Origin of the sequence: Mycobacterium sp. 852013-51886_SCH5428379 (assembly GCF_001665575.1) — a bacterium.
In the GTDB taxonomy this organism is placed as follows: Bacteria; Actinomycetota; Actinomycetes; order Mycobacteriales; family Mycobacteriaceae; genus Mycobacterium.
The window spans coordinates 286,744-305,241 of the sequence record NZ_LZSU01000042.1 but is presented as its reverse complement, the minus strand read 5'-3'; the positions used below and the strand labels follow the sequence as shown (position 1 = coordinate 305,241).

18 protein-coding genes are annotated in these 18,498 nt (G+C 68.6%); 5 read left to right on the top strand and 13 right to left on the bottom strand.

Going from position 1 to position 18,498, the window contains the following annotated elements; translation table 11 throughout:
- Positions 1–435 (top strand): HNH endonuclease signature motif containing protein (locus A5757_RS18845; protein ID WP_156618531.1); only part of this gene is annotated, 435 nt, incomplete at its 5' end.
- Here the strand turns inward: A5757_RS18845 and A5757_RS18840 are convergent.
- The 3 genes from A5757_RS18840 to A5757_RS18830 are packed head-to-tail and all read right to left on the bottom strand — an operon-like array spanning position 436 to position 3,787.
- Positions 436–1,815: a glutamate decarboxylase gene (locus tag A5757_RS18840; RefSeq protein ID WP_066836899.1), complete on the bottom strand. Its 1,380-nt coding sequence runs from the start codon at positions 1,813–1,815 to the stop codon at positions 436–438.
- A gap of 20 nt (positions 1,816–1,835) precedes the next feature.
- Complete coding sequence (locus A5757_RS18835) at positions 1,836–3,260, bottom strand: NAD(P)H-hydrate dehydratase (RefSeq protein WP_066837020.1); 1,425 nt, start codon at positions 3,258–3,260, stop codon at positions 1,836–1,838.
- 50 nt (positions 3,261–3,310) lie between these two features.
- Positions 3,311–3,787, bottom strand: a complete 477-nt coding sequence (locus A5757_RS18830; protein ID WP_066836897.1) for a CGNR zinc finger domain-containing protein — start codon at positions 3,785–3,787, stop codon at positions 3,311–3,313.
- 83 nt (positions 3,788–3,870) lie between these two features.
- On the opposite strand from A5757_RS18830, the gene A5757_RS18825 reads away from it, so the two are divergent.
- A complete protein-coding gene (locus A5757_RS18825) occupies positions 3,871–4,779 on the top strand; it encodes an alpha/beta fold hydrolase (RefSeq protein WP_066836895.1) in 909 nt (302 codons plus the stop codon).
- Between the two features lie 18 nt (positions 4,780–4,797).
- Here the strand turns inward: A5757_RS18825 and A5757_RS18820 are convergent, their stop codons facing one another.
- Positions 4,798–7,701 carry an RND family transporter gene (locus tag A5757_RS18820; protein WP_066836893.1) on the bottom strand — a complete coding sequence of 968 codons (2,904 nt, stop codon included), beginning with the start codon at positions 7,699–7,701 and terminating at the stop codon, positions 4,798–4,800.
- Positions 7,698–8,123 (bottom strand): MmpS family transport accessory protein, encoded by a 426-nt coding sequence (locus tag A5757_RS18815; RefSeq protein ID WP_066836891.1) that lies wholly within the window; start codon positions 8,121–8,123, stop codon positions 7,698–7,700. The genes A5757_RS18820 and A5757_RS18815 overlap by 4 nt, the downstream gene beginning before the upstream one ends.
- Before the next feature lie 210 nt (positions 8,124–8,333).
- Between A5757_RS18815 and A5757_RS18810 the strand changes: the two genes are divergently transcribed.
- Positions 8,334–8,987 (top strand): TetR/AcrR family transcriptional regulator, encoded by a 654-nt coding sequence (locus A5757_RS18810; RefSeq protein WP_066836889.1) that lies wholly within the window; start codon positions 8,334–8,336, stop codon positions 8,985–8,987.
- A gap of 113 nt (positions 8,988–9,100) precedes the next feature.
- On the opposite strand, the gene glmS is transcribed toward A5757_RS18810, so the two are convergent.
- Positions 9,101–10,969: a glutamine--fructose-6-phosphate transaminase (isomerizing) gene (gene glmS, locus A5757_RS18805; protein ID WP_066836887.1), complete on the bottom strand. Its 1,869-nt coding sequence runs from the start codon at positions 10,967–10,969 to the stop codon at positions 9,101–9,103.
- A gap of 134 nt (positions 10,970–11,103) precedes the next feature.
- Here glmS and A5757_RS18800 point away from each other — a divergent pair, with 134 nt between their 5' ends.
- Together A5757_RS18800 and A5757_RS18795 are read left to right on the top strand one after the other, a co-directional pair.
- Positions 11,104–11,949: a dienelactone hydrolase family protein gene (locus A5757_RS18800; protein WP_066836878.1), complete on the top strand. Its 846-nt coding sequence runs from the start codon at positions 11,104–11,106 to the stop codon at positions 11,947–11,949.
- 42 nt (positions 11,950–11,991) lie between these two features.
- A complete protein-coding gene (locus A5757_RS18795) occupies positions 11,992–13,044 on the top strand; it encodes an LLM class F420-dependent oxidoreductase (protein WP_066836875.1) in 1,053 nt (350 codons plus the stop codon).
- Here the strand turns inward: A5757_RS18795 and A5757_RS23320 are convergent.
- The 7 genes from A5757_RS23320 to A5757_RS18760 all read right to left on the bottom strand — a co-directional run bounded on the left by A5757_RS23320 (position 13,025) and on the right by A5757_RS18760 (position 18,468).
- Positions 13,025–14,329 (bottom strand): hypothetical protein, encoded by a 1,305-nt coding sequence (locus A5757_RS23320; protein ID WP_231984050.1) that lies wholly within the window; start codon positions 14,327–14,329, stop codon positions 13,025–13,027. The two genes, A5757_RS18795 and A5757_RS23320, sit on opposite strands and share 20 nt — an antisense overlap.
- 5 nt (positions 14,330–14,334) lie before the next feature.
- Positions 14,335–14,640, bottom strand: coding sequence for a type VII secretion target (locus A5757_RS18785; RefSeq protein ID WP_066836869.1), 306 nt, complete (start codon positions 14,638–14,640; stop codon positions 14,335–14,337).
- Between the two features lie 43 nt (positions 14,641–14,683).
- Positions 14,684–16,021, bottom strand: a complete 1,338-nt coding sequence (gene glmM / locus A5757_RS18780; RefSeq protein ID WP_066836867.1) for a phosphoglucosamine mutase — start codon at positions 16,019–16,021, stop codon at positions 14,684–14,686.
- Between the two features lie 132 nt (positions 16,022–16,153).
- A complete protein-coding gene (locus A5757_RS18775) occupies positions 16,154–16,624 on the bottom strand; it encodes a hypothetical protein (RefSeq protein WP_066836865.1) in 471 nt (156 codons plus the stop codon).
- 349 nt (positions 16,625–16,973) lie between these two features.
- Positions 16,974–17,399 carry a 30S ribosomal protein S9 gene (gene rpsI / locus A5757_RS18770; protein ID WP_066837016.1) on the bottom strand — a complete coding sequence of 142 codons (426 nt, stop codon included), beginning with the start codon at positions 17,397–17,399 and terminating at the stop codon, positions 16,974–16,976.
- Positions 17,400–17,449: 50 nt separating this feature from the next.
- On the bottom strand, positions 17,450–17,893 hold the full coding sequence (gene rplM / locus A5757_RS18765) for a 50S ribosomal protein L13 (RefSeq protein WP_066836863.1): 444 nt from the start codon (positions 17,891–17,893) through the stop codon (positions 17,450–17,452).
- Between the two features lie 278 nt (positions 17,894–18,171).
- On the bottom strand, positions 18,172–18,468 hold the full coding sequence (locus A5757_RS18760; RefSeq protein WP_066836860.1) for a WXG100 family type VII secretion target: 297 nt from the start codon (positions 18,466–18,468) through the stop codon (positions 18,172–18,174).
- Between the last annotated feature and the right edge of the window lie 30 nt (positions 18,469–18,498).

The following is an 18,498-nucleotide window of genomic DNA, read 5'->3' as shown; positions in this document are numbered from 1 at the left end:
GAGGTGTGGCTGCAGCGCCACGGCCAACCCATCGGTGCGGCCCGCTCCACCCGCACCATCAACCGCCGCCTACGCCGAGCACTGGAACACCGCGACCAGTCCTGTGTGGTGCCCGGCTGTGGGGCCACCCGCGGCCTACACGCCCACCACCTGCAGCACTGGGAGGACGGCGGCCCCACCGAGCTGAGGAACCTGGCCCTGCTCTGCCCGTTCCACCACCGCGCCCATCACCGCGGCGACATCACCCTCACCGGACCCGCCGACCACCTCGTCATCACCGACGCCACCGGAAAACCCATGACCAACCGCGCCCTCGCGCGGCCACCCACCACACCCCCGCCGGCTGTGAAACCCTGCCCCGGACCGAGCGGGGAACGCGCCGACTGGTGGTGGTACACCCCCTACCAACCGAAACCACCACCGGCCGCAGCGTAGCTAGTGCGCGAACGGCTGGGTGTCGTCGAAGTGCCCGTTGGGCTTGAGCTCGTCGAGGTGGCCGAGCACGGTGACCATGTCGTCGTGCAGCGCGCGGGCCAGGTCCGCGGAGAACCCCTCGCGCACCACGATGCGCAGGACCGTGACGTCTTCGGCACCTTCGGGCATGGTGTACGCGGGCACCTGCCAGCCGTGGCCGCGCAGCGCCTGTGAGATGTCGAATTCGGTATAGCCCGGGTCGGCCTTGAGGCGGAAGCTGACCACCGGAATCGCCGACCCGTCGGTGATGATCTCGAAGTGCTCGCTTTCGCGGAGCTGGTCGCCGAGCCAACGGGCGGTCTGCGACAGAGACTGCATGACCTGCGCGTAGCCCCCGCGGCCGAGTCGCAGGAAGTTGTAGTACTGGCCGACCACCTGGTTGCCCGGCCGGGAGAAGTTGAGTGTGAAGGTCGGCATGTCCCCGCCGAGGTAGTTGACGCGGAACACCAGTTCGTCGGGCAGCTGCTCGGCATTACGCCACACCACGAACCCGATGCCCGGATACGTCAGGCCGTACTTGTGGCCACTGACGTTGATCGACACCACGCGCGGTAGCCGGAAGTCCCATTCGAGGTCCGGATGCAGGAACGGGACGACGAAGCCGCCGCTGGCCGCGTCCACGTGGACAGAGACGTCGAGGCCCTTGTCGGCGGCCAGTTGGTCCAGGGCAGCGCAGATCTCGGCGATCGGCTCGAGCTCACCGGTGTAGGTGGTGCCGAGGATGGCGACGACTCCGATGGTGTCCTCGTCGGTGTGCTCGAGCACCTGCTCCGGGGTGATGACGAACCGATCCTCGGCCATCGGCAGATAGCGCGGTTCGACATCGAAGTAGCGGCAGAACTTCTCCCACACCACCTGCACGTTGGATCCCAGCACCAGATTGGGCGTCCGGTTCTTCCAATCCGGATTACGTTGCCGCCAACGCCATTTCATCGCCAGTCCGGCCAGCATCACGGCTTCGCTGGAACCGATGGTGGACACACCGATCGCGCTCTGTGGATCGTCGTCGCGCAGGTCCTCGGCGTGGAACAGATCGGCGACCATGCACACGCAGCGCTGCTCGATCGCCGCGGTGGCCGGGTACTCGTCCTTGTCGATCATGTTCTTGTCGAACGTCTCGGCCATCAGCTTCTCGGCCTCGGGGTCCATCCACGTGGTGACGAAGGTAGCCAGGTTGAGACGCGAGCTGCCGTCGAGCATGAGTTCGTCGTGGATGAAGCGATACGCCGCCTGCGGGGCCATCGCCTCGTCGGGCAGCCGCAGTGACGGCACCGCCGACATGGCGAGTCTGCCGGTGTAGGCGGGGGCGATCATCGGTGTGCGACCGTGCAAATGCGACATGAAGTTTCCTTTCGAGGGGTTCAGAAACCTGCGAGTGCGGTGCGGATGTGGGCGAGGATGCGCGACGCCGAGGTCGGCGCCGGATGTGGACCGGGATCGGCCGCCGAGGCATTGGCGGCGTGGGCGTGGACGAACGCGGCCAGCGCCGCCGCTTCCCCGGCAGGCAGACCGGCGGCCAGCAGTGCACCGATCATCCCCGACAGCACGTCACCGGAACCCGCTGTGGCGGCCCAGGATTGACCGGCCGGATTCAGGTAGACCACACCTGCGCCCGGATCCGCCACCACCGTGACGTTGCCCTTGAGGAGCACGGTGACGCCGAGCTGATCGGCCAGTCGGCGCGCTGCGCCGACGCGGTCGTCACCCGGCGCCGAGCCGGCCAGCCGCTTGAACTCCCCGGCGTGCGGGGTCAGCACCGTGGGGGCGCGCCGATTTGCGACGAGCTCCGGGTGGGCAGCGAGCAGGGTCAGTCCGTCGGCGTCGACCAGCACCGGCAGATCCGTCTCCAACGCGAAGCACAATGAGGCGGCGCCGGTTTCGTCGGTGCCCAGCCCCGGGCCGACGACCCAGGCCTGCACGCGGCCGGCCGAGTGCACCTCTGGGGTGGCGATCACCTCCGGCCAGTGCGCCACCACCTGATCAGCCGCGCTTCCGGCGTAGCGGACCATGCCACTGGTGGCGGCGACGGCGGCCCCGGTACACAGGATCGCCGCGCCGGGGTAGGTGGACGACCCGGCCAGGATGCCGGTCACGCCCTGGGTGTACTTGTCGTCTTTCGCGCCGGGCCGGGGCCACCGGTGCGACACGTCGGCCGGTTCGACGCCCAGGACATCCGACGGCGGCAGGTCGAGGCCGATGTCGACGAGTTCGACGCGGCCGCACTCCCCCAGTGCGTGGACCGGTTTGAGACCGCCGAACGTGACGGTGAGGTCCGCGCGGACGTACGGTCCGTCGGCAGCGCCGGTGGCGACGTCCAGACCGCTGGGCAGATCGACGGCAACCACCGGGATACCGGCGTCGGCGACACCGGCGAACACCGCCTCCGCGTCGGGCCGCAGTCCACCGGACCCGGAGATTCCCACCACGCCGTCGATGACGAGTTCGGTTGCGGCGGGGACGGTCTCGACGACCCGTCCGCCGGCCCGCCGGAAGGCGGCCAGCCCGGCAGGGTGGGCACGGTCCGGGTTGAGCAACAGGGCGCTCGCTGATGCGCCTCGGCGGCGCAGGAACGTCGCCGCCCACAGCGCATCGCCACCGTTGTCGCCGGAGCCGACGACCGCGCAGATACTCCGTCCGGCGACACCGCCGGTGCGGCAGACGAGTTCGCGGCCGATCACGGTGGCCAGACCGTAGGCCGCCCGGCGCATCAGTGCACCGTCGGGCAGGCTCTCCAGCAGCGGCGCCTCCGCGTCACGGATCGCGTTCGCGCTGTAGTAGTGCCGCATCACCGACAGACTACGTGGGCGCCGCCGCCTTGGAACGTCGATTCTGCGGGTCAGTCGGCCGGCCGGTCGACGTTGCGCACCCGGTCGTAGTGCCTGCGCGCCTTCATCCGGTTCCCGCAGCCCTGCATCGAGCACCACCGGGCTCTGCCCGCCCGGCTCCGATCGAGCAGGAACAACCGGCATTCGTCGTTCGCGCAGGGCCGCAGGCGGCCCGGCAGCGCACGCTCCAACTCCCCCCACGCCAGCACCACCCGGGCGGCCCAGCCCGCCTCGGTGGACCACTCGATCCCGTCCGCGGTGGCCCGAGGGATCCGGCGGACGTCGCGCAGGTAGGGCTGGAGCGTCTCGGGGCCGGCCTCACCGCGCACCACCCGCTGTAGATCGTCGCGGACGCCGCGGGCGGCGCCGACAGGAATCCCGCCGGCATTGTGCGCGGTCAGCCAGCGCTCGTCCAGCAGTTCGGTGACGCGCCCGTCCACCACCGGCGTGGTGTTCAGGAGATCGACGATCACCTCATCCTCGGTCATCTAACCACTATAGACAACTTGACAGGTTAGGCATCGGCGGGTTGACTGCATCTAACCGAATAAACGGCCTGAAGGAGTTAGACATGATCACCTATCACCGCTTCGCCGAGATCGCCGGTCGACAGATCTTCTATCGGGAGGCCGGCGATCCGTCTGATCCCGCGATCGTGCTGCTGCACGGGACACCGGCGTCCTCGCACATGTACCGACGGCTGATTCCGGCGCTGGCCGACCGCTATCGCGTCATCGCGCCGGACTATCCCGGCTTCGGCCACTCCCACGTGCCGGCCGCCGCCGACTTCGACTACACCTTCGACAACCTCGCCGACCACGTCGACGCCCTGCTCGCCCACCTCGGCCTGCGGCGCTACGCGCTCTACGTCCAGGACTACGGCGCACCCGTGGGGTGGCGCCTGGCACTGCGGCACCCTGATCGCATCAGCGCGATCGTCACCCAGAACGGCAACGCCTACGTGGAAGGGTTCGTCGGCGACGCGATGGAACCGCTCTTCGCCTACGGGCGTGAGCGCACCGAGGCCAACGCGGCCGCACTGCGCGAGCTGATCAGCATCGAAGGTCTCGAATGGCAGTACACCCACGGGGTCGCCGATCCGACAGTGGTCGATCCGGACGTGTGGGTCGCGGCGCACCGGGCGGTGGCTTCCAGCCCCGACAGGGTCGACGCGCAGCTGGAGCTGTTCGCCGACTACCTCAGCAACGTCGAGCTGTATCCCGCTGTGCACGAGTACTTCCGGTCATCGCAGGTGCCACTGCTGGCGGTGTGGGGCCGCAACGACGAGATCTTCGGCCCGGACGGTGCGCTGGCATTCGGCCGTGACCTGCCCGGAGCTGATATCAACCTACTCGACGGCGGGCACTTCCTCCTGGAGAGCAAGCTCGAAGAGGTTGTCGCGCTCATCCGCCCGTTCCTCGAACACCATGCAGCACTGCCGGTTTCAGGAGGAGCCGACCTCGTCCCCGAAAAGGTGTGACCGGCCGTCTACCCGTGGTCACTGCGGGCCGACGACATGCGCGGCGGTGGCCGGCGCCGGCCACGGTTGGGGCTTCGGACGTGGCCGCACATGCGTGGGCCACCAGAACCACCTGCCCATGAGGGCCGCGATCGACGGCGTCATGAGCGACCGCACGATCAACGTGTCGAAGAGCAGGCCCAGACCGATGGTGGTGCCGACCTGGCCGATGGTCACCATGTCACCGACGATCATGCCGATCATGGTGAACGCGAACACGAATCCGGCGGCGGTCACCACCGATCCGGTGCCGGCCATGGACCGGATGATCCCGGTCTTGAGACCGGCGTGGATTTCCTCCTTCATCCGCGACACCAGCAGCAGGTTGTAGTCCGCACCCACGGCGAGCAGCACGATCACCGACATCGGCAGCACCATCCAGCCCAGCGGAATGCCAATGACGTGCTGCCACAACAGGACCGATAGTCCGAAGGAGGCGCCCAGGCTGAGCACCACGGTGCCGACGATGACCGCGGCAGCGGCGACGGCCCGGGTGAGGAGCACCATAATCAGGAAGATCAGGATCAGCGACGCGACCGCGGCGATGAGCAGGTCGTAATCAGCACCTTGCTGCATGTCCTTATACATCGCCGCGCTGCCGCCGACGTACACGGTCGATCCCTCCAGCGGGGTGCCTTTGATAGCGTCGGCGGCTGCGATTCGCAACGGCTCGATGCGTTCGGTACCGTCCTCGGTCAGCGGGTCGCCCTGGTGAAACACGGTGAATCGCACCGCCTTACCGTCGGGTGACATGAACAGCTTCAGGCCGCGCTGGAAGTCGGCGGTGCCGAACGCCTCCGGCGGCAGATAGAAGGTGTCGTCGTTGCGGGCGGTGTCGAACGCCTCCCCCATCGCCGTCGCATCCTCCTGCATGGCCATGTTCTGGTCCTGCTGCATCCTCTGCGCCTGGTACTGGTTCAGCATGATCTGCTTCTGGTTCTTCATCGTCTGGATCATCGCCGGCATGGTCGCCGCCATCTGCGGCGTCAGCTCGGCCATCCGCCGGATGTCGGGAACCAGGTCGGTGAAGTCGTCCGACATCGTGCTGATGCCGTCGAGGCTGTCGAACACCGACCGCAGCGCGTTGCACATCGGGATGCTGAAACAGTGCGGCTCCCAATAGAAGTAGTTGCGGATCGGCCGGAACTGATCGTCGAAATCAGCCAGATGGTCCCGCACCTCGTTGAGATTCGCCGATGTGTCCTCCATCTTGTCGGCCATCCGTCCGGTGACCTCGGCCAGCTCGAGTGTGATGTGCTGCATCGTCTCCATCGAGTCGATGGTCACCTGCATCTCGTTGGCCTGCTGCAACGTGTTATCCAGGACGCGCTGCTGGAAATCGTTGTTCATCACCTGGCCGGTGCCGCTCTGGCTCACCGTGTACGCCAAGGACGCGTGCTTGATGGGCTTGCCGTCGGGCCGGGTGATGGTGGTGACCGAGGCGATCCCATGCACCCGGACGATCGCCTTGGCGATCTTGTCGATAACCAGGAAGTCCGCCGGATTGCGCATGTCGTGGTCGGATTCGACCATCACCAGATCCGGGTTCATCTTGGCGTCGGAGAAGTGACGGTCAGACGCCGCGTAGCCGACGTTGGCAGGTACGTCGTCGGGCAGGTAGATGCGGTCGTTGTAGGTGGTGTGGTAGCCGGGCAGAGTCAACAGGCCGACCATGCACAGCGCCACCGCACCCACCAGGATGGCTCCCGGCCATCGGACGGTGGCCGCCCCCAGCCGCCGCCAGCCGCGGGCGCGTCCAGTTCCCTTCGGCTCGAGCACCTTTCCGAACCGCGTCACGATCGAGATCAACGCGGGCCCCAGGGTGAGCGCGGCGGCCACCACGATCGTCATTCCGATCGCGAGCGGATAGCCCATGCTCTGGAAATACGGTAACCGGGTGAAGTGCAGGCACGCCGTCGCACCGGCGATGGTCATCCCCGAGGCGAGCACCACGTGTGCGGTGCCGTGGAACATGTCGTAATAGGCCGACTCCCGGTCCATTCCCGATCGCCGGGCCTCCTGATAGCGCCCGATCAGGAAGATCGCGTAGTCGGTGGCCGCCGCGATGGCCAGTGTCACCACCATGCTCGTGGCGAAGGTGGTGAGTCCGAAGACCTCGTGGTAACCCAGGAATGAGACGATGCCGCGGGCCGAGAAGAGCCCGACGAAGACCATCACCATGGTGATCAACATCGTGACGACCGACCGGTAGATGATCAGCAACATCAGAATGATGATGACGATCGTCGCCGCCTCGATCGTCTTCATGCTGGCGTCGCCGACGATGTTCTGGTCGGTGGTCAGCGCCGCGGGCCCCGTGACGTATGCCTTGACCCCGGGCGGCGGCTCGGTGCCCTCGACGATGTCGCGCACCGCGTTCACCGACTCGTTGGCCAGCGCCTCGCCCTGGTCGCCGGAGATGAAGACCTGCACGTAGGCGGCCTTACCGTCGATGCTCTGGGCACCGGCGGCGGTCAGCGTGTCGCCCCAGAAGTCCTGGACGTGCTGGACATACGCGGCATCGGCGTTGAGGTCCCGGACGATCTCGTCGTAGAACGCGTGGGCGTCGGGCCCCAGCGGGTCCTCGCCCTCGAGCACGATCATCACCGAGCTCGACGTGTCGTACTCTTCGAACTTCTCCCCGACCTGCTTGGTCGCGATCAACGCGGGAGCATCGTTGGGACTCATCGACACTGCGCGAAGCTTCCCGACCTCTTCGAGCTGTGGAACGGCCGTGTTGAGGAAGGCGACGACGGCGATCCACCCCAGCACGATCGGCACGGCGAAGATGCGGAGGGACCGCGGCAGGCGGGGCCGGGACGCGGCCGCGTGCCGGACGGGCCGCATCTCGTCGGTCGGTGCGTCGCCGGCACCGGTGGTCATGCGGCCTTCACCAGGCAGTAGGTGGCGGCGTTCAAACCCTGGGCCGTCCTTTCGTCTTCGACCTCGCCGTCGACGGTGACGCGGCAGCTGAGGGAGTGGCCGTCGCCCTGGGCCATGATGTTCGGCATCACCGACGGCAGCGTCGTCTCCAGGGTCAGCGACCACGGCAGGCTGACCTGACCGGTGCGCTGCGGCTTGCCGTCGAGATCGGCATAGTTGATGGTGGCGTACGACCCCGAACCGAAGACCTCATAGGTGACGACCTTGGGGTTGAACGAGTCGGCGGTATCGGCGTCGATCGGCGTGACGATCGCGCCGTCGGAGCCGAAAACCGAGCGCAGTTGTGACACGGTCAGCACGCCGACCGTGATCGCGGCCACGACCAGTACGGGCAGCCACACCCGCTTCACGACACCGATCACCGGGTGCACCCAAGGCGAACGCCCTTGGAGCACAACGGTTGTCCGGATCTTCTCGCGCGCGCAGGGGCTGCAGGCAAGGTCGCGCCTTTCGATGAGGGGACGCACGAGCCACCAGTCGGCAGGCGATCCGGTAGGAATCTAAACCCGCTATCCGGATAGAGTCAATCCGGTTACGGGGTCCGAGTAAGTCACATCACTAAACTGGATTCCGTGATTGACAAACCGTGTCGTGGCCTGCGCAAGGACGCGCAGCGCAACCGGCAGCGCGTGCTCACCGCCGCTCGTGAGCTGTTCGCCGTCAAGGGTATGGAGGCCACCCTCAACGACGTCGCCCATCACGCGGGCGTCGGAGTCGGCACGGTGTACCGGCGCTTCGCCACCAAGGACGAACTCATCGAGGCGATCTTCGAGGACGGCATCGACGAGGTCGCGCGCCTCGCGGAAACCGCTCTGCAGCACGAGAATTCATGGGAAGGGTTCGTGTGGTTCATCGAGCATCAGTGCCGTCTGACCGCCACCGACCGCGGTCTGCGGGAGATCGTGTACAGCAAGGCCTACGGCGGTGACCGCGTCGAACGGGCGCGGGAACGCCTGGTGCCGCTGACCACGAAGCTCGTGGAGCGGGCCCGCCACGACGGCCATCTCCGCGCAGACATCGAGCCCAGCGACACTCCGGTGATCGGTCTGCTGGCCGGCACCGTCAGCGCCTGGGCCGGCCACGTCGAACCCGAACTGTGGCGGCGGTATGTGGCACTGCTCCTCGACGGGATGCGCGCCTGCGAACACCAGCAGCGACTGGAGGTCGACGCGCTCGACATGCGGCAGATGGAGCGGGCGATGCACGGCTGGCACCCCGCCGGGTGATCACCCCCCGGGCGTACGACGCTCCGGCACTCCGTCGACCTCGTCGCCGTTGAGCGTGTGCGAGACGGTCGGCCACAACGCGACCTGACCGCGCGCCAACACTTCTCGGGCCACTATTCGACGGTGACGGACTTCGCCAGGTTGCGCGGCTTGTCCACGTCGTACCCGCGGGCCCGCGCCACCGAGGCGGCGAAGATCTGCAGCGGGACGGTCGACAGCAACGGCTGGAAAAGCGTTGTGGTGGCGGGAATCTCGAAGATGTGGTCGGCGTAGGGGCGGACGGTGTCGTCCCCCTCCTCGGCGATGACGATCGTCACCGCACCGCGCGCCTGGATCTCGCGGATGTTGGACAGCATCTTCGCGTGCAGCAGCGAGGCGCCCTTCGGTGACGGCATGACGACGATGACGGGCAGATCCTCGTCGATCAGCGCGATCGGGCCGTGTTTGAGCTCGCCGGCGGCGAAACCCTCGGCGTGCATGTAGGCCAGTTCCTTGAGCTTGAGCGCCCCTTCGAGCGCCACCGGGTAGCCGACGTGGCGGCCGAGGAACAGGATCGTCGGTTTGTCGGCGAACCGGCGACCCAGTTCGGCCACGCCGTCCATGTGCTTGAGCACCTGCGACACCAGCGCAGGCATCGCCTCGAGCTCCTGGTATTCGCGGGCCACCTCATCGGGGTACTTCGTGCCGCGGGCCTGCGCGAGCGCCAGACCGACGAGGTAGTTTGCGGCGATTTGCGCGAGGAAGGTCTTGGTGGCGGCGACGCCGATCTCGGGCCCCGCGCGGGTGTAGAGCACCGCGTCGGCCTCGCGCGGGATCTGGCTGCCGTTGGTGTTGCAGATGGCCAGGACCTTGGCCTTCTGTTTCTTGGCGTGCCGGACCGCTTCGAGGGTGTCGGCCGTTTCGCCGGATTGAGAGATGGCGACCACCAGCGTGCTGCGGTCGAGCACCGGATCGCGGTAGCGGAACTCGCTGGCCAGCTCCACCTCGACCGGGAGGCGGGTCCAGTGCTCGATGGCGTACTTGGCCAGCAGCCCCGAGTGGTAGGCGGTGCCGCAGGCGACGACGAACACCTTGTCGATGTCGCGGAGTTCCTGGCTGCTGAGCCGCTGTTCGTCGAGCACGATGCGGCTGTCGACGAAGTGCCCGAGCAGCGTGTCGGCCACCGCGGCGGGCTGCTCGGCGATCTCCTTGAGCATGAAGTACTCGTAGCCACCCTTTTCGGCGGCCGACAGGTCCCAGTCGATCTGGAACTCCCGAGCATTCTCGTCCGCTCGGTTGCCGTCGAAGTCGTAGATCTCGTATCCGTCCGCGGTGATGACTACGGCCTGGTCCTGCCCGAGTTCGACGGCGTGCCGGGTGAATTCGATGAACGCCGCCACGTCGGAGCTGACGAACATCTCGCCGTCGCCCACGCCGACGACTAGTGGCGTCGACCGGCGCGCGGCGACGATGGTGCCGGGTTCGTCGGCGTTGGCGAAGACCAGCGTGAAGTGGCCCTCGAGGCGGCGGACCACCGCGAACACGGAGGCGGCGAAGTCGCCGGCGGTGTCGCCGTAGCGGTACTGCCTGCCGACGAGGTGGACGGCGACCTCGGTGTCGGTGTCGCTGGCGAATTCGATGCCGGCGTCTTCGAGTTCACCGCGCAGGGCGGCGTAGTTCTCGATGATGCCGTTGTGGACGACGGCGATCTTGCCGTCGGCATCGCGGTGCGGGTGGGCGTTGCGGTCGGTCGGTCGGCCGTGGGTGGCCCAGCGGGTGTGCCCGAGGCCGGTCTGCCCCTCGAGGACACGCTGGTCAGCGCAGTCGAGCACCTCACCGAGGTTCGCCAGGCGGCCCGCCTTGCGGTGCACACTCATCCCGCCGTGCCCGTCCAGCAGCGCAATTCCGGCCGAGTCGTAACCGCGGTATTCCATCCGGTGCAACGCATCGACCACGATGCGGCAGGCAGGGCGCTGCCCGACGTAGCCAACGATTCCACACATGAGCACCCAGGATAGTGCACGCGGCGCGCCGAACCGGCTCGTCAGCCGTCGTTCGGCACGCTGAACTGGGACAACGGTTGCGTCACGTTCCGGGACTCTGCCGACGGGACCCGGCGGTGAGCTACGGTCGTCGGGTGGCCAGCACGAAGAAGCTGTTCAAGGCTCTGACCCGACGCGGCCCGCACCGCGTTCTCCGAGGCGACCTGGCCTTCGCCGGGTTGCCGGGCGTCGTGTACACCCCCGAGACGGGGATGAACCTGCCCGGTGTGGCGTTCGGCCACGACTGGCTGGCGGCCGGCCACCGTTACAACGGAACCCTCGAGCACCTCGCCTCGTGGGGCATCGTGGCGGCGGCACCGGACACCCAGACCGGTCTGGCGCCGTCAGTGCTGAATCTGGCCTTCGATCTGGGCACCACCCTCGACATCATCACCGGCGTGCGGCTGGGCCCGGGGAAGATCAGCGTGCACCCCACCAAACTGGGGGTCGCCGGACACGGCTTCGGCGGGTCGGCCGCGGTCTTCACCGCCGCCGGCGTCCCCGGCCGGCTCAAGGCGGTCGCGGCGCTGTTCCCGACCTTTACGCGGCCCGCGGCGGTCGAACCCGCCGCGGCTCTGCAAACCCCCGGCCTGATCCTCGCCGACCCGGGCGATCCGATGTCGCTGCGGTCCAACGCCGTGGAACTGGCGCGCGCCTGGAAACCGGCGACGCTGCGGGCGGTGAACAAGGTCACGGCGGGCGGGCTCGTCGAGGGCCGTCGGCTGGCTCGTGCGGTCAAGCTGCCCGGCGAGGACAAAGGCACCCAGAAGATCGTGCGGGCGCTGCTCACCGGATACCTGCTGCATGAGCTGACCGGCGACAAGGCGTACCGGGAGTTCAGCGATCGCGAGGCGATCCTGCCCAAGACCGAGGTGCTCGACCCGTTCTCGGACGATCCGGTGGATCTGGAGAACAAGGTCGTCGCGCTGCTCAAACCCTGACCCGCCCGAGCCAACCAACCGGTTGGCTGCTATAACGTCGAGATGCGTACAGGCATCTTCCTGAGCTATGCCGGCGGCTTCCGCGAGGCCGTCGAGGACGTGGTCGAGCTGGAGCAGGTGGGCGTCGACATCGCCCTGGTGGCCGAGGCCTACTCGTTCGACGCCGTGAGCCAGCTCGGCTATCTGGCGGCCAAGACCTCGCGTATCGAGCTCGGCTCCGGCGTGGTGCCGATCTACGTGCGCACGCCGTCGCTGCTCGCGATGACCGCCGCGGGCCTGGACTACGTGTCCGACGGTCGGTTCCGGCTGGGCATCGGCACGTCCGGACCGCAGGTGATGGAAGGTTTCCACGGGGTGCCGTTCGACGCACCGCTCGGCCGCACCCGCGAGGTGGTCGAGATCTGCCGCATGGTGTGGCGGCGCGAGAACGTCGAGTTCGATGGGCGCCATTATCAGATCCCGCTGCCCAGCGAGGGACCCGATGCTCGGGGCACCGGCCTGGGCAAACCGCTGCACCTCATCAATCACCCTGTACGCGAACGTATTCCGATCACCATCGCAGCCCTTGGCCCGAAGAACGTCGAGCTGACCGCCGAGATCGCCGAAGGTTGGCAGCCGGTGTTCTTCTACCCCGAGCGCGCCGATGACGTCTGGGGTGACGCGCTGCGGGCCGGCTTCGCCAAACGCGATCCAGACCTGGGTCCGCTCGACGTGATGGTGAGCGCGGCACTCGCGGTAGGCGAGGACGTCGACGACCGGCTGGCATGGGTGAAGCCGCAGTTGGCCCTCTACATCGGCGGTATGGGTGCGCGCGGCAAGAACTTCTACCACGCGCTCGCCACCCGGTACGGCTTCGGCGAGGTGGCCGACCGCATCCAGGACCTGTACCTCGCCGGCAAGAAGGCCGAGGCCATCGAGGCGGTTCCCGACGAGCTCGTCCGCAACGTGTCGTTGATCGGGCCGAAGGGCTTCGTGCAGGAGCGGCTGGCCGCCTACGCCGAGGCCGGCGCCACCACGTTGCTGCTACAACCGCTCGGCGTCGACCGTCGCGAGACGATCCGCTTCGTCGAGGAGCTCACCGCGCTGCTGCCGTAGGCGCTTCCTCGCCGGCCTGCGGGAGCTCGTCCGCGGCGATCTCGCACGGCGTCGCCGGTGGCGGCTCGGTGGGTGCGGCGTCCGGGACGGGTGCCGACGGAGCGGGTGTGGGTGCCGGAGGTTCCGGTAGGCCTGGGTCCTGCTCTGCGACGGGCGCCGCGTCCGCCGGCGCCGGGTCGGCAGGCGGTTCGGGCGTGGGTTCGGACGGCGGTTCGTCGGGGGGCACGTCCTCTTCTTCCTCTGCTTCCTCGTCTTCCGCCGCTTCTTCGTCGTCCTCCTCCGGTTCGTCCTCCTCCAGTTCTTCGAGTTCTTCGGGCTCCTCGGTGTCCTCGGGCTCCGCAGTGTCACCGAGATCGTCGCCGGACGGCAGCAACCCGCCGAACAGCTCACCGAGCTGCTTCCCCAGCCCGGACAGACCCGCCATCCCCGACCCCAGGTCGGGCAGCCCGGCACCTCCGGGCATCGACATCGGCGCCGCCGGGGGCGGCACCGTCGCGGCAGCGGGCTCCGAGACGGCGGCGGACGGCGCCGGGGCGGGCGGCAGGACCGGGGACGCGCCGGCCGGTGTCCAGGGTGGAGCGCTGCCGACGCCCGGCCCGGCAGCACCCGCTGACCACCCGCCGCCGCCCGAGGCCGCGGGGAATGTCTCGACAGGTTCATCGCGGACGGTGGCGATCGCGGAGTCGAAGCTCCGTCGGATCGCGTCGCTCGCTTCCTCCAGCGCGGCGACGAGATCGGCCGCCACATCGCGGGCGACGAACGGGGTGACCTGCTGATCGACGAGCTCGCTGGCCGCCGACCGGTCCCCTGCGCCGGTCGTGACGGTCTCGGCGGCGGACAGCCAGTCACCTCGCACGCCTTCGGTGCGGGCGTCGAGAGACTGGGTGGCGTCGACCTTGGCGTCGACGATGCCCCACAACGCGTCGCGCAACTGGGCCATCGACTCGGCGGCGGTGCCCAGCGCGGTCGCGGCCTGCGCCGATGCCTCGCCGTGGCGGCGTAGCACCTCCAGTGAGCCGTCGGCTGCGGCGCCGTCCCAGGCCGAGCTCAGCGCGGCGAGCTGGCCGTCCTGCACGGCCAGCGCCTCGCCGACGGTCGCGGCGGCCGCGGTGAGTGCGGCGTGATCGGCGTCGAGGGCGCGCAGGTCCAGTCCAGCCTCACGCGCATAGGTCTCGTGTAATCGGCCGGCGAGTCCCGGGTCTGTCGCACCGAGTGCCGCGCACGCTGCCGAGTAGCTGGCGAGGTGTTCGACGGCGGCCTCCCCCTGGGCGAGCCGCCCCGTCACGTCGGTCACAGCAGCCGCGACGCGGCACGCGCGTCGGCCTCGGCGTACTGATCGGCGGTGCGCCGCAGGGCGGCGGCGATCCCGGTCGCCGAGCGGGTCCAGTCCCGCAGCGAACCCACCACACCGTCGACCGCGTTGCGCAGCGCGTCTCCGGAGGTGCTGTAGGCGCGTCCGGCCACCGACCCGTCGAACGACAGCGCGGACAGGTGTGTGCGCACGGCGGCGTCGACGAGTTCGGCCGCGGCCTCGTACCGGCCGGCGACGGCGATGAGTGCGGCGTGATCGACGCGGGCGGCGTGGACTGCTCCCATGTCAGATTGGACGCGATGCGCCCCGCCGCGGTTCCCTGCCGGGTCAGCTCTGTTCGCTGACCGATTCCGCGACGCGGACCGCGAGCTGACGGGCGGTGTCCTCGTCGGCGGCCTCCACCATCACCCGGACCACCTGTTCGGTACCGGACGGGCGCAGCAGGATGCGGCCGCTGTCGCCGAGTTCGGCTTCGGCCTTGGCCACGGCGGTGCGCACCGACGGCGCCTCGGCGACGGTGGCCTTGTCTGCGACGGCGACGTTGATCAGGACCTGCGGCAGCGTCTGCATCGGCGCGGCGAGTTCGGCCAGCGTCGAGCGGGTCTGCGCCATGCGCGACATCAGCCGCAGACCGGTCAGGATGCCGTCGCCGGTCGTGCCGAACGCCGGCATGACGATGTGGCCGGATTGTTCGCCGCCGAGCGCGTACGACCCGGCCCGCAGTTCCTCGAGTACGTAGCGGTCCCCGACGCCGGTCGTGCGGACTTCGATACCGGCGTCGCGCATGGCCAGATGCAGGCCGAGATTGCTCATGACGGTCGTGACGAGGGTGTCGGCGGCCAGCTCGCCGGCCTCCCGCATGGCCAGTGCCAGCACCACCATGATGGCGTCACCGTCGATGACCCGGCCGTGGGCGTCGACGGCCAGGCAGCGGTCGGCGTCGCCGTCGTGTGCCAGCCCGAGATCGGCGCCGTAGGACACGACGGCGGACTGCAGGGTCTCCATGTGGGTGGAACCGCAGCGCTCGTTGATGTTGAGGCCGTCGGGGTCGGCGTTGATGGTCAGCACGTTGGCGCCGGCGGCACGGTAGGCCCGGGGCGCGGCGACCGAGGCGGCGCCGTGGGCGCAGTCGACGACCACGGTCAGCGCGTCGAGCCGGGACGTCACCGCCTTGCCCACGTGCCGCAGATAGCGGTCCAGTGCGTCGGGGGCGTCCACGACCCGGCCGATGCCTGCACCCACGGGTCGCTGCCCGGGCCCCTGCTGGACGAGGTCGGTGATGCGGTCCTCGGTGTCGTCGTCGAGCTTGTGGCCACCGGGTCCGAAGATCTTGATGCCGTTGTCGGGCATCGGGTTGTGCGACGCGGAGATCATCACGCCGAAGTCGGCGTCGTACGCGCTCGTCAGATAGGCCACCGCGGGGGTCGGCAGCACCCCGGCGCGCAACACGTCCACACCTTCACTGGTGATGCCGGCGATGACCGCCGCCTCGAGCATTTCACCGCTGGCGCGGGGATCGCGTCCGACGACGGCGACACGGCGGCGGGCATGGCTGCCGGAGGCGAGTCTGCGCGCCGCCGCCGAGCCCAGCGCGAGCGCCAGCTCTGCGGTCAGATCACGGTTGGCGACTCCGCGCACGCCGTCGGTGCCGAACAGTCGAGCCATCGGACAAACCTTTCACAATGGGGTTCGTCGAACACAACCCTCCTGGTCAGAATCCATCAAATCCGCAGATGCGGCCGAAACGACACACCGCCCGCGTCCGGGTGGACGCGGGCGGTGCGGTGGTTCAGTCGATTATCCGGTCTGGCCCGGAACCGTCTCGACCGGCGCGACGTCAGCCGGCTCGACGCTCTGGCTGTCCTGCGGCTGGCCCGGAACGGCTTCCGCAGCACCCGGGGTCACGATCGGGCCGGTGCCCTCGGGCGCCTGGGTGCTCAGGCCGGCGTTCTGGATCGCCAGCTCGCCACCGGGCAGGCCGCTGCACACGGTCTGCGGGGTGCCGGCGATGTCCACGCTCTCCGCCATGGCGGTGACCTCGGGGGCCTCGGCGCCGCAGATGGCGCCTGCGGCGGTCGCCGCGGTGTCGGTCGACACGCTCTCCAGGATCGGCACGCCGCCGACGGCGACGGTCACCGAGTCGTCCGGCGCCTGGGTGGGCTCTGCGGGCTGCGCGTTGGCCAGTCCGAGACCGGCGGTGAACAGCACCGAACCACCGAGGACGGTTCCGGCGGCGAGGGTCTTGAAGTTCTTCATGATGTCCGTCATCGAACACTCCTTCCGTTGCGGAGCTACCGCCCCGAGCCGGGATGTCGACACCGACCACGCGGGGCGCAGGGATCTCCTGCTGACGCCGAGAGGGCGTCCGTGCTCCGTGTTTTCGAGACTTGCGGAAGTGCGCGGCCGAACTCAACCCCGGCACCGCGAATCGGGGCATGCGCCGAAACGGCCTAAGTAACTCGCCGGTGGCCGTCGCTGACGCCGAGCGCCTGCGCACAACGCGGAACGGGCCGGATCGGGGGCGGCGTGATCGGTTTACTGGATTCGCGGTGTGTGACGAGTCACAACGCAGAACGCCGGGCACGTCCGAAGACGTACCCGGCGTTCCGAGGGTCGATCAGCGCTTGCTGTACTGCGGCGCCTTACGAGCCTTCTTGAGGCCGTACTTCTTGCGCTCGATGGCGCGCGGGTCACGGGTGAGGAACCCGGCCTTCTTCAGCGCGGGCCGGTCCTCCGGCTGCACGATGATCAGCGCGCGGGCGATCGCCAGGCGCAGTGCGCCGGCCTGCCCGGACGGGCCGCCACCGTCGAGGTGGGCGTACACGTCGAAGCTGTCCACCCGGTCCACGGTCACCAGCGGAGCCTTGATGAGCTGCTGGTGCACCTTGTTGGGGAAGTACGCCTCGAGCGAGCGGCCGTCCAGGTTGAACTGGCCGGTGCCGGGCACCAGGCGCACGCGGACCACGGCCTCCTTGCGGCGGCCCACGGTCTGGATCGGGCGGTCGATGTAGACGGGCTCACGCGGCTCGGCGGCCTCGGTCACCTCAGTCGTGACGTCGACGGTCACGTCTTCGGTCGGCTCAACGGTCTCGGTCACTGCGCCACCTGCTTGATCTCGAACGGAACCGGCTGCTGCGCGGCGTGCGGGTGGTTAGGACCCGCGTACACCTTCAGCTTCTTCTGCACCTGGCGGCTGAGCTTGTTGTGCGGCAGCATTCCGACGATCGCGTTCTCCACGACGCGGGTGGGATGCTTGACCAGCAGCTCGCCGATCGTGCGCCGGCGCAGACCACCGGGGTAACCCGAGTGGCGGTAGGCGAACTTGTTGTTGAGCTTGTCGCCGCTGATGGCGACCTTCTCGGCGTTGATGACGATGACGAAGTCGCCACCGTCGACATTCGGCGTGAACGTCGGCTTGTGCTTGCCGCGCAGCAGCTTGGCTGCCTCCACGGCGAGCCGGCCGAGCACGACGTCCGTGGCGTCGATGACATGCCACGTGCGCGTGGTGTCACCTGCCTTCGGCGTGTACGTAGACACAGCGTTACCTTCTCTACTCGAGGGTTTTCACCCGCATGGGATCCCGGTGACCCGGGTGACGGTCCGATGTGACGGTGGGTGAACCCCGGCGACCGACCGTGACCCGAGGACCCGTGGATACCTGACGGCACCGCACACCAACGTGGCAGCCTACCTGCGCGCGTCCGTGCAGGTCAAAACGCCCGAAACGCGGCCTGTGCGGTCCCGCGGGCCTCCCCTCCCGACGGGACCGCACAGAGTCTCTGTGGGGCTGTACACACGGGCCCTCCTGCGCCGCGTCACCACCCCCAGGCGGCCGCCGCCCTGCTGTCGGTGGCGGCGACGTCGTCGGCGCCGTCGCGCACCGCGTTACCCAGGTTGAACAGGATCTCGTTCAGCGACGCGGCGGCCTGATCCCACCGGGCCTGTTCGACGCGGTACGCCTCGGCCGCCTCCCTCGTCCACAGCTGTTGCAGTGGCGCGACGTGCCGGCGCAGTTCGTCGAGTGCGGCGTTGAGGCGGGCGTGTGTGCCGTGGATCTCCTGGCGGACCGAGTGCTCGATCTCGTCGAAGTTGTAGGACAGCACCTGATCCATCGTGGACTCCTTCTTCTCTGTCGGTGGTCT

Excerpts from the sequence above, each read along its gene's own strand:
- A5757_RS18825 (WP_066836895.1), top strand. The coding sequence starts at position 3,871 with ATGATCACCTATCACCGCTTCGCCGAGATCGCCGGTCGACAGATCTTC.
- A5757_RS18760 (WP_066836860.1), bottom strand. The coding sequence starts at position 18,468 with ATGGATCAGGTGCTGTCCTACAACTTCGACGAGATCGAGCACTCGGTC.
- A5757_RS18835 (WP_066837020.1), bottom strand. The coding sequence starts at position 3,260 with ATGCGGCACTACTACAGCGCGAACGCGATCCGTGACGCGGAGGCGCCG.
- A5757_RS18820 (WP_066836893.1), bottom strand. The coding sequence starts at position 7,701 with ATGACCACCGGTGCCGGCGACGCACCGACCGACGAGATGCGGCCCGTC.
- A5757_RS18830 (WP_066836897.1), bottom strand. The coding sequence starts at position 3,787 with ATGACCGAGGATGAGGTGATCGTCGATCTCCTGAACACCACGCCGGTG.
- A5757_RS18795 (WP_066836875.1), top strand. The coding sequence starts at position 11,992 with ATGCGTACAGGCATCTTCCTGAGCTATGCCGGCGGCTTCCGCGAGGCC.
- A5757_RS18775 (WP_066836865.1), bottom strand. The coding sequence starts at position 16,624 with ATGACGGACATCATGAAGAACTTCAAGACCCTCGCCGCCGGAACCGTC.
- glmM (WP_066836867.1), bottom strand. The coding sequence starts at position 16,021 with ATGGCTCGACTGTTCGGCACCGACGGCGTGCGCGGAGTCGCCAACCGT.
- glmS (WP_066836887.1), bottom strand. The coding sequence starts at position 10,969 with ATGTGTGGAATCGTTGGCTACGTCGGGCAGCGCCCTGCCTGCCGCATC.
- A5757_RS18840 (WP_066836899.1), bottom strand. The coding sequence starts at position 1,815 with ATGTCGCATTTGCACGGTCGCACACCGATGATCGCCCCCGCCTACACC.
- A5757_RS18785 (WP_066836869.1), bottom strand. The coding sequence starts at position 14,640 with ATGGGAGCAGTCCACGCCGCCCGCGTCGATCACGCCGCACTCATCGCC.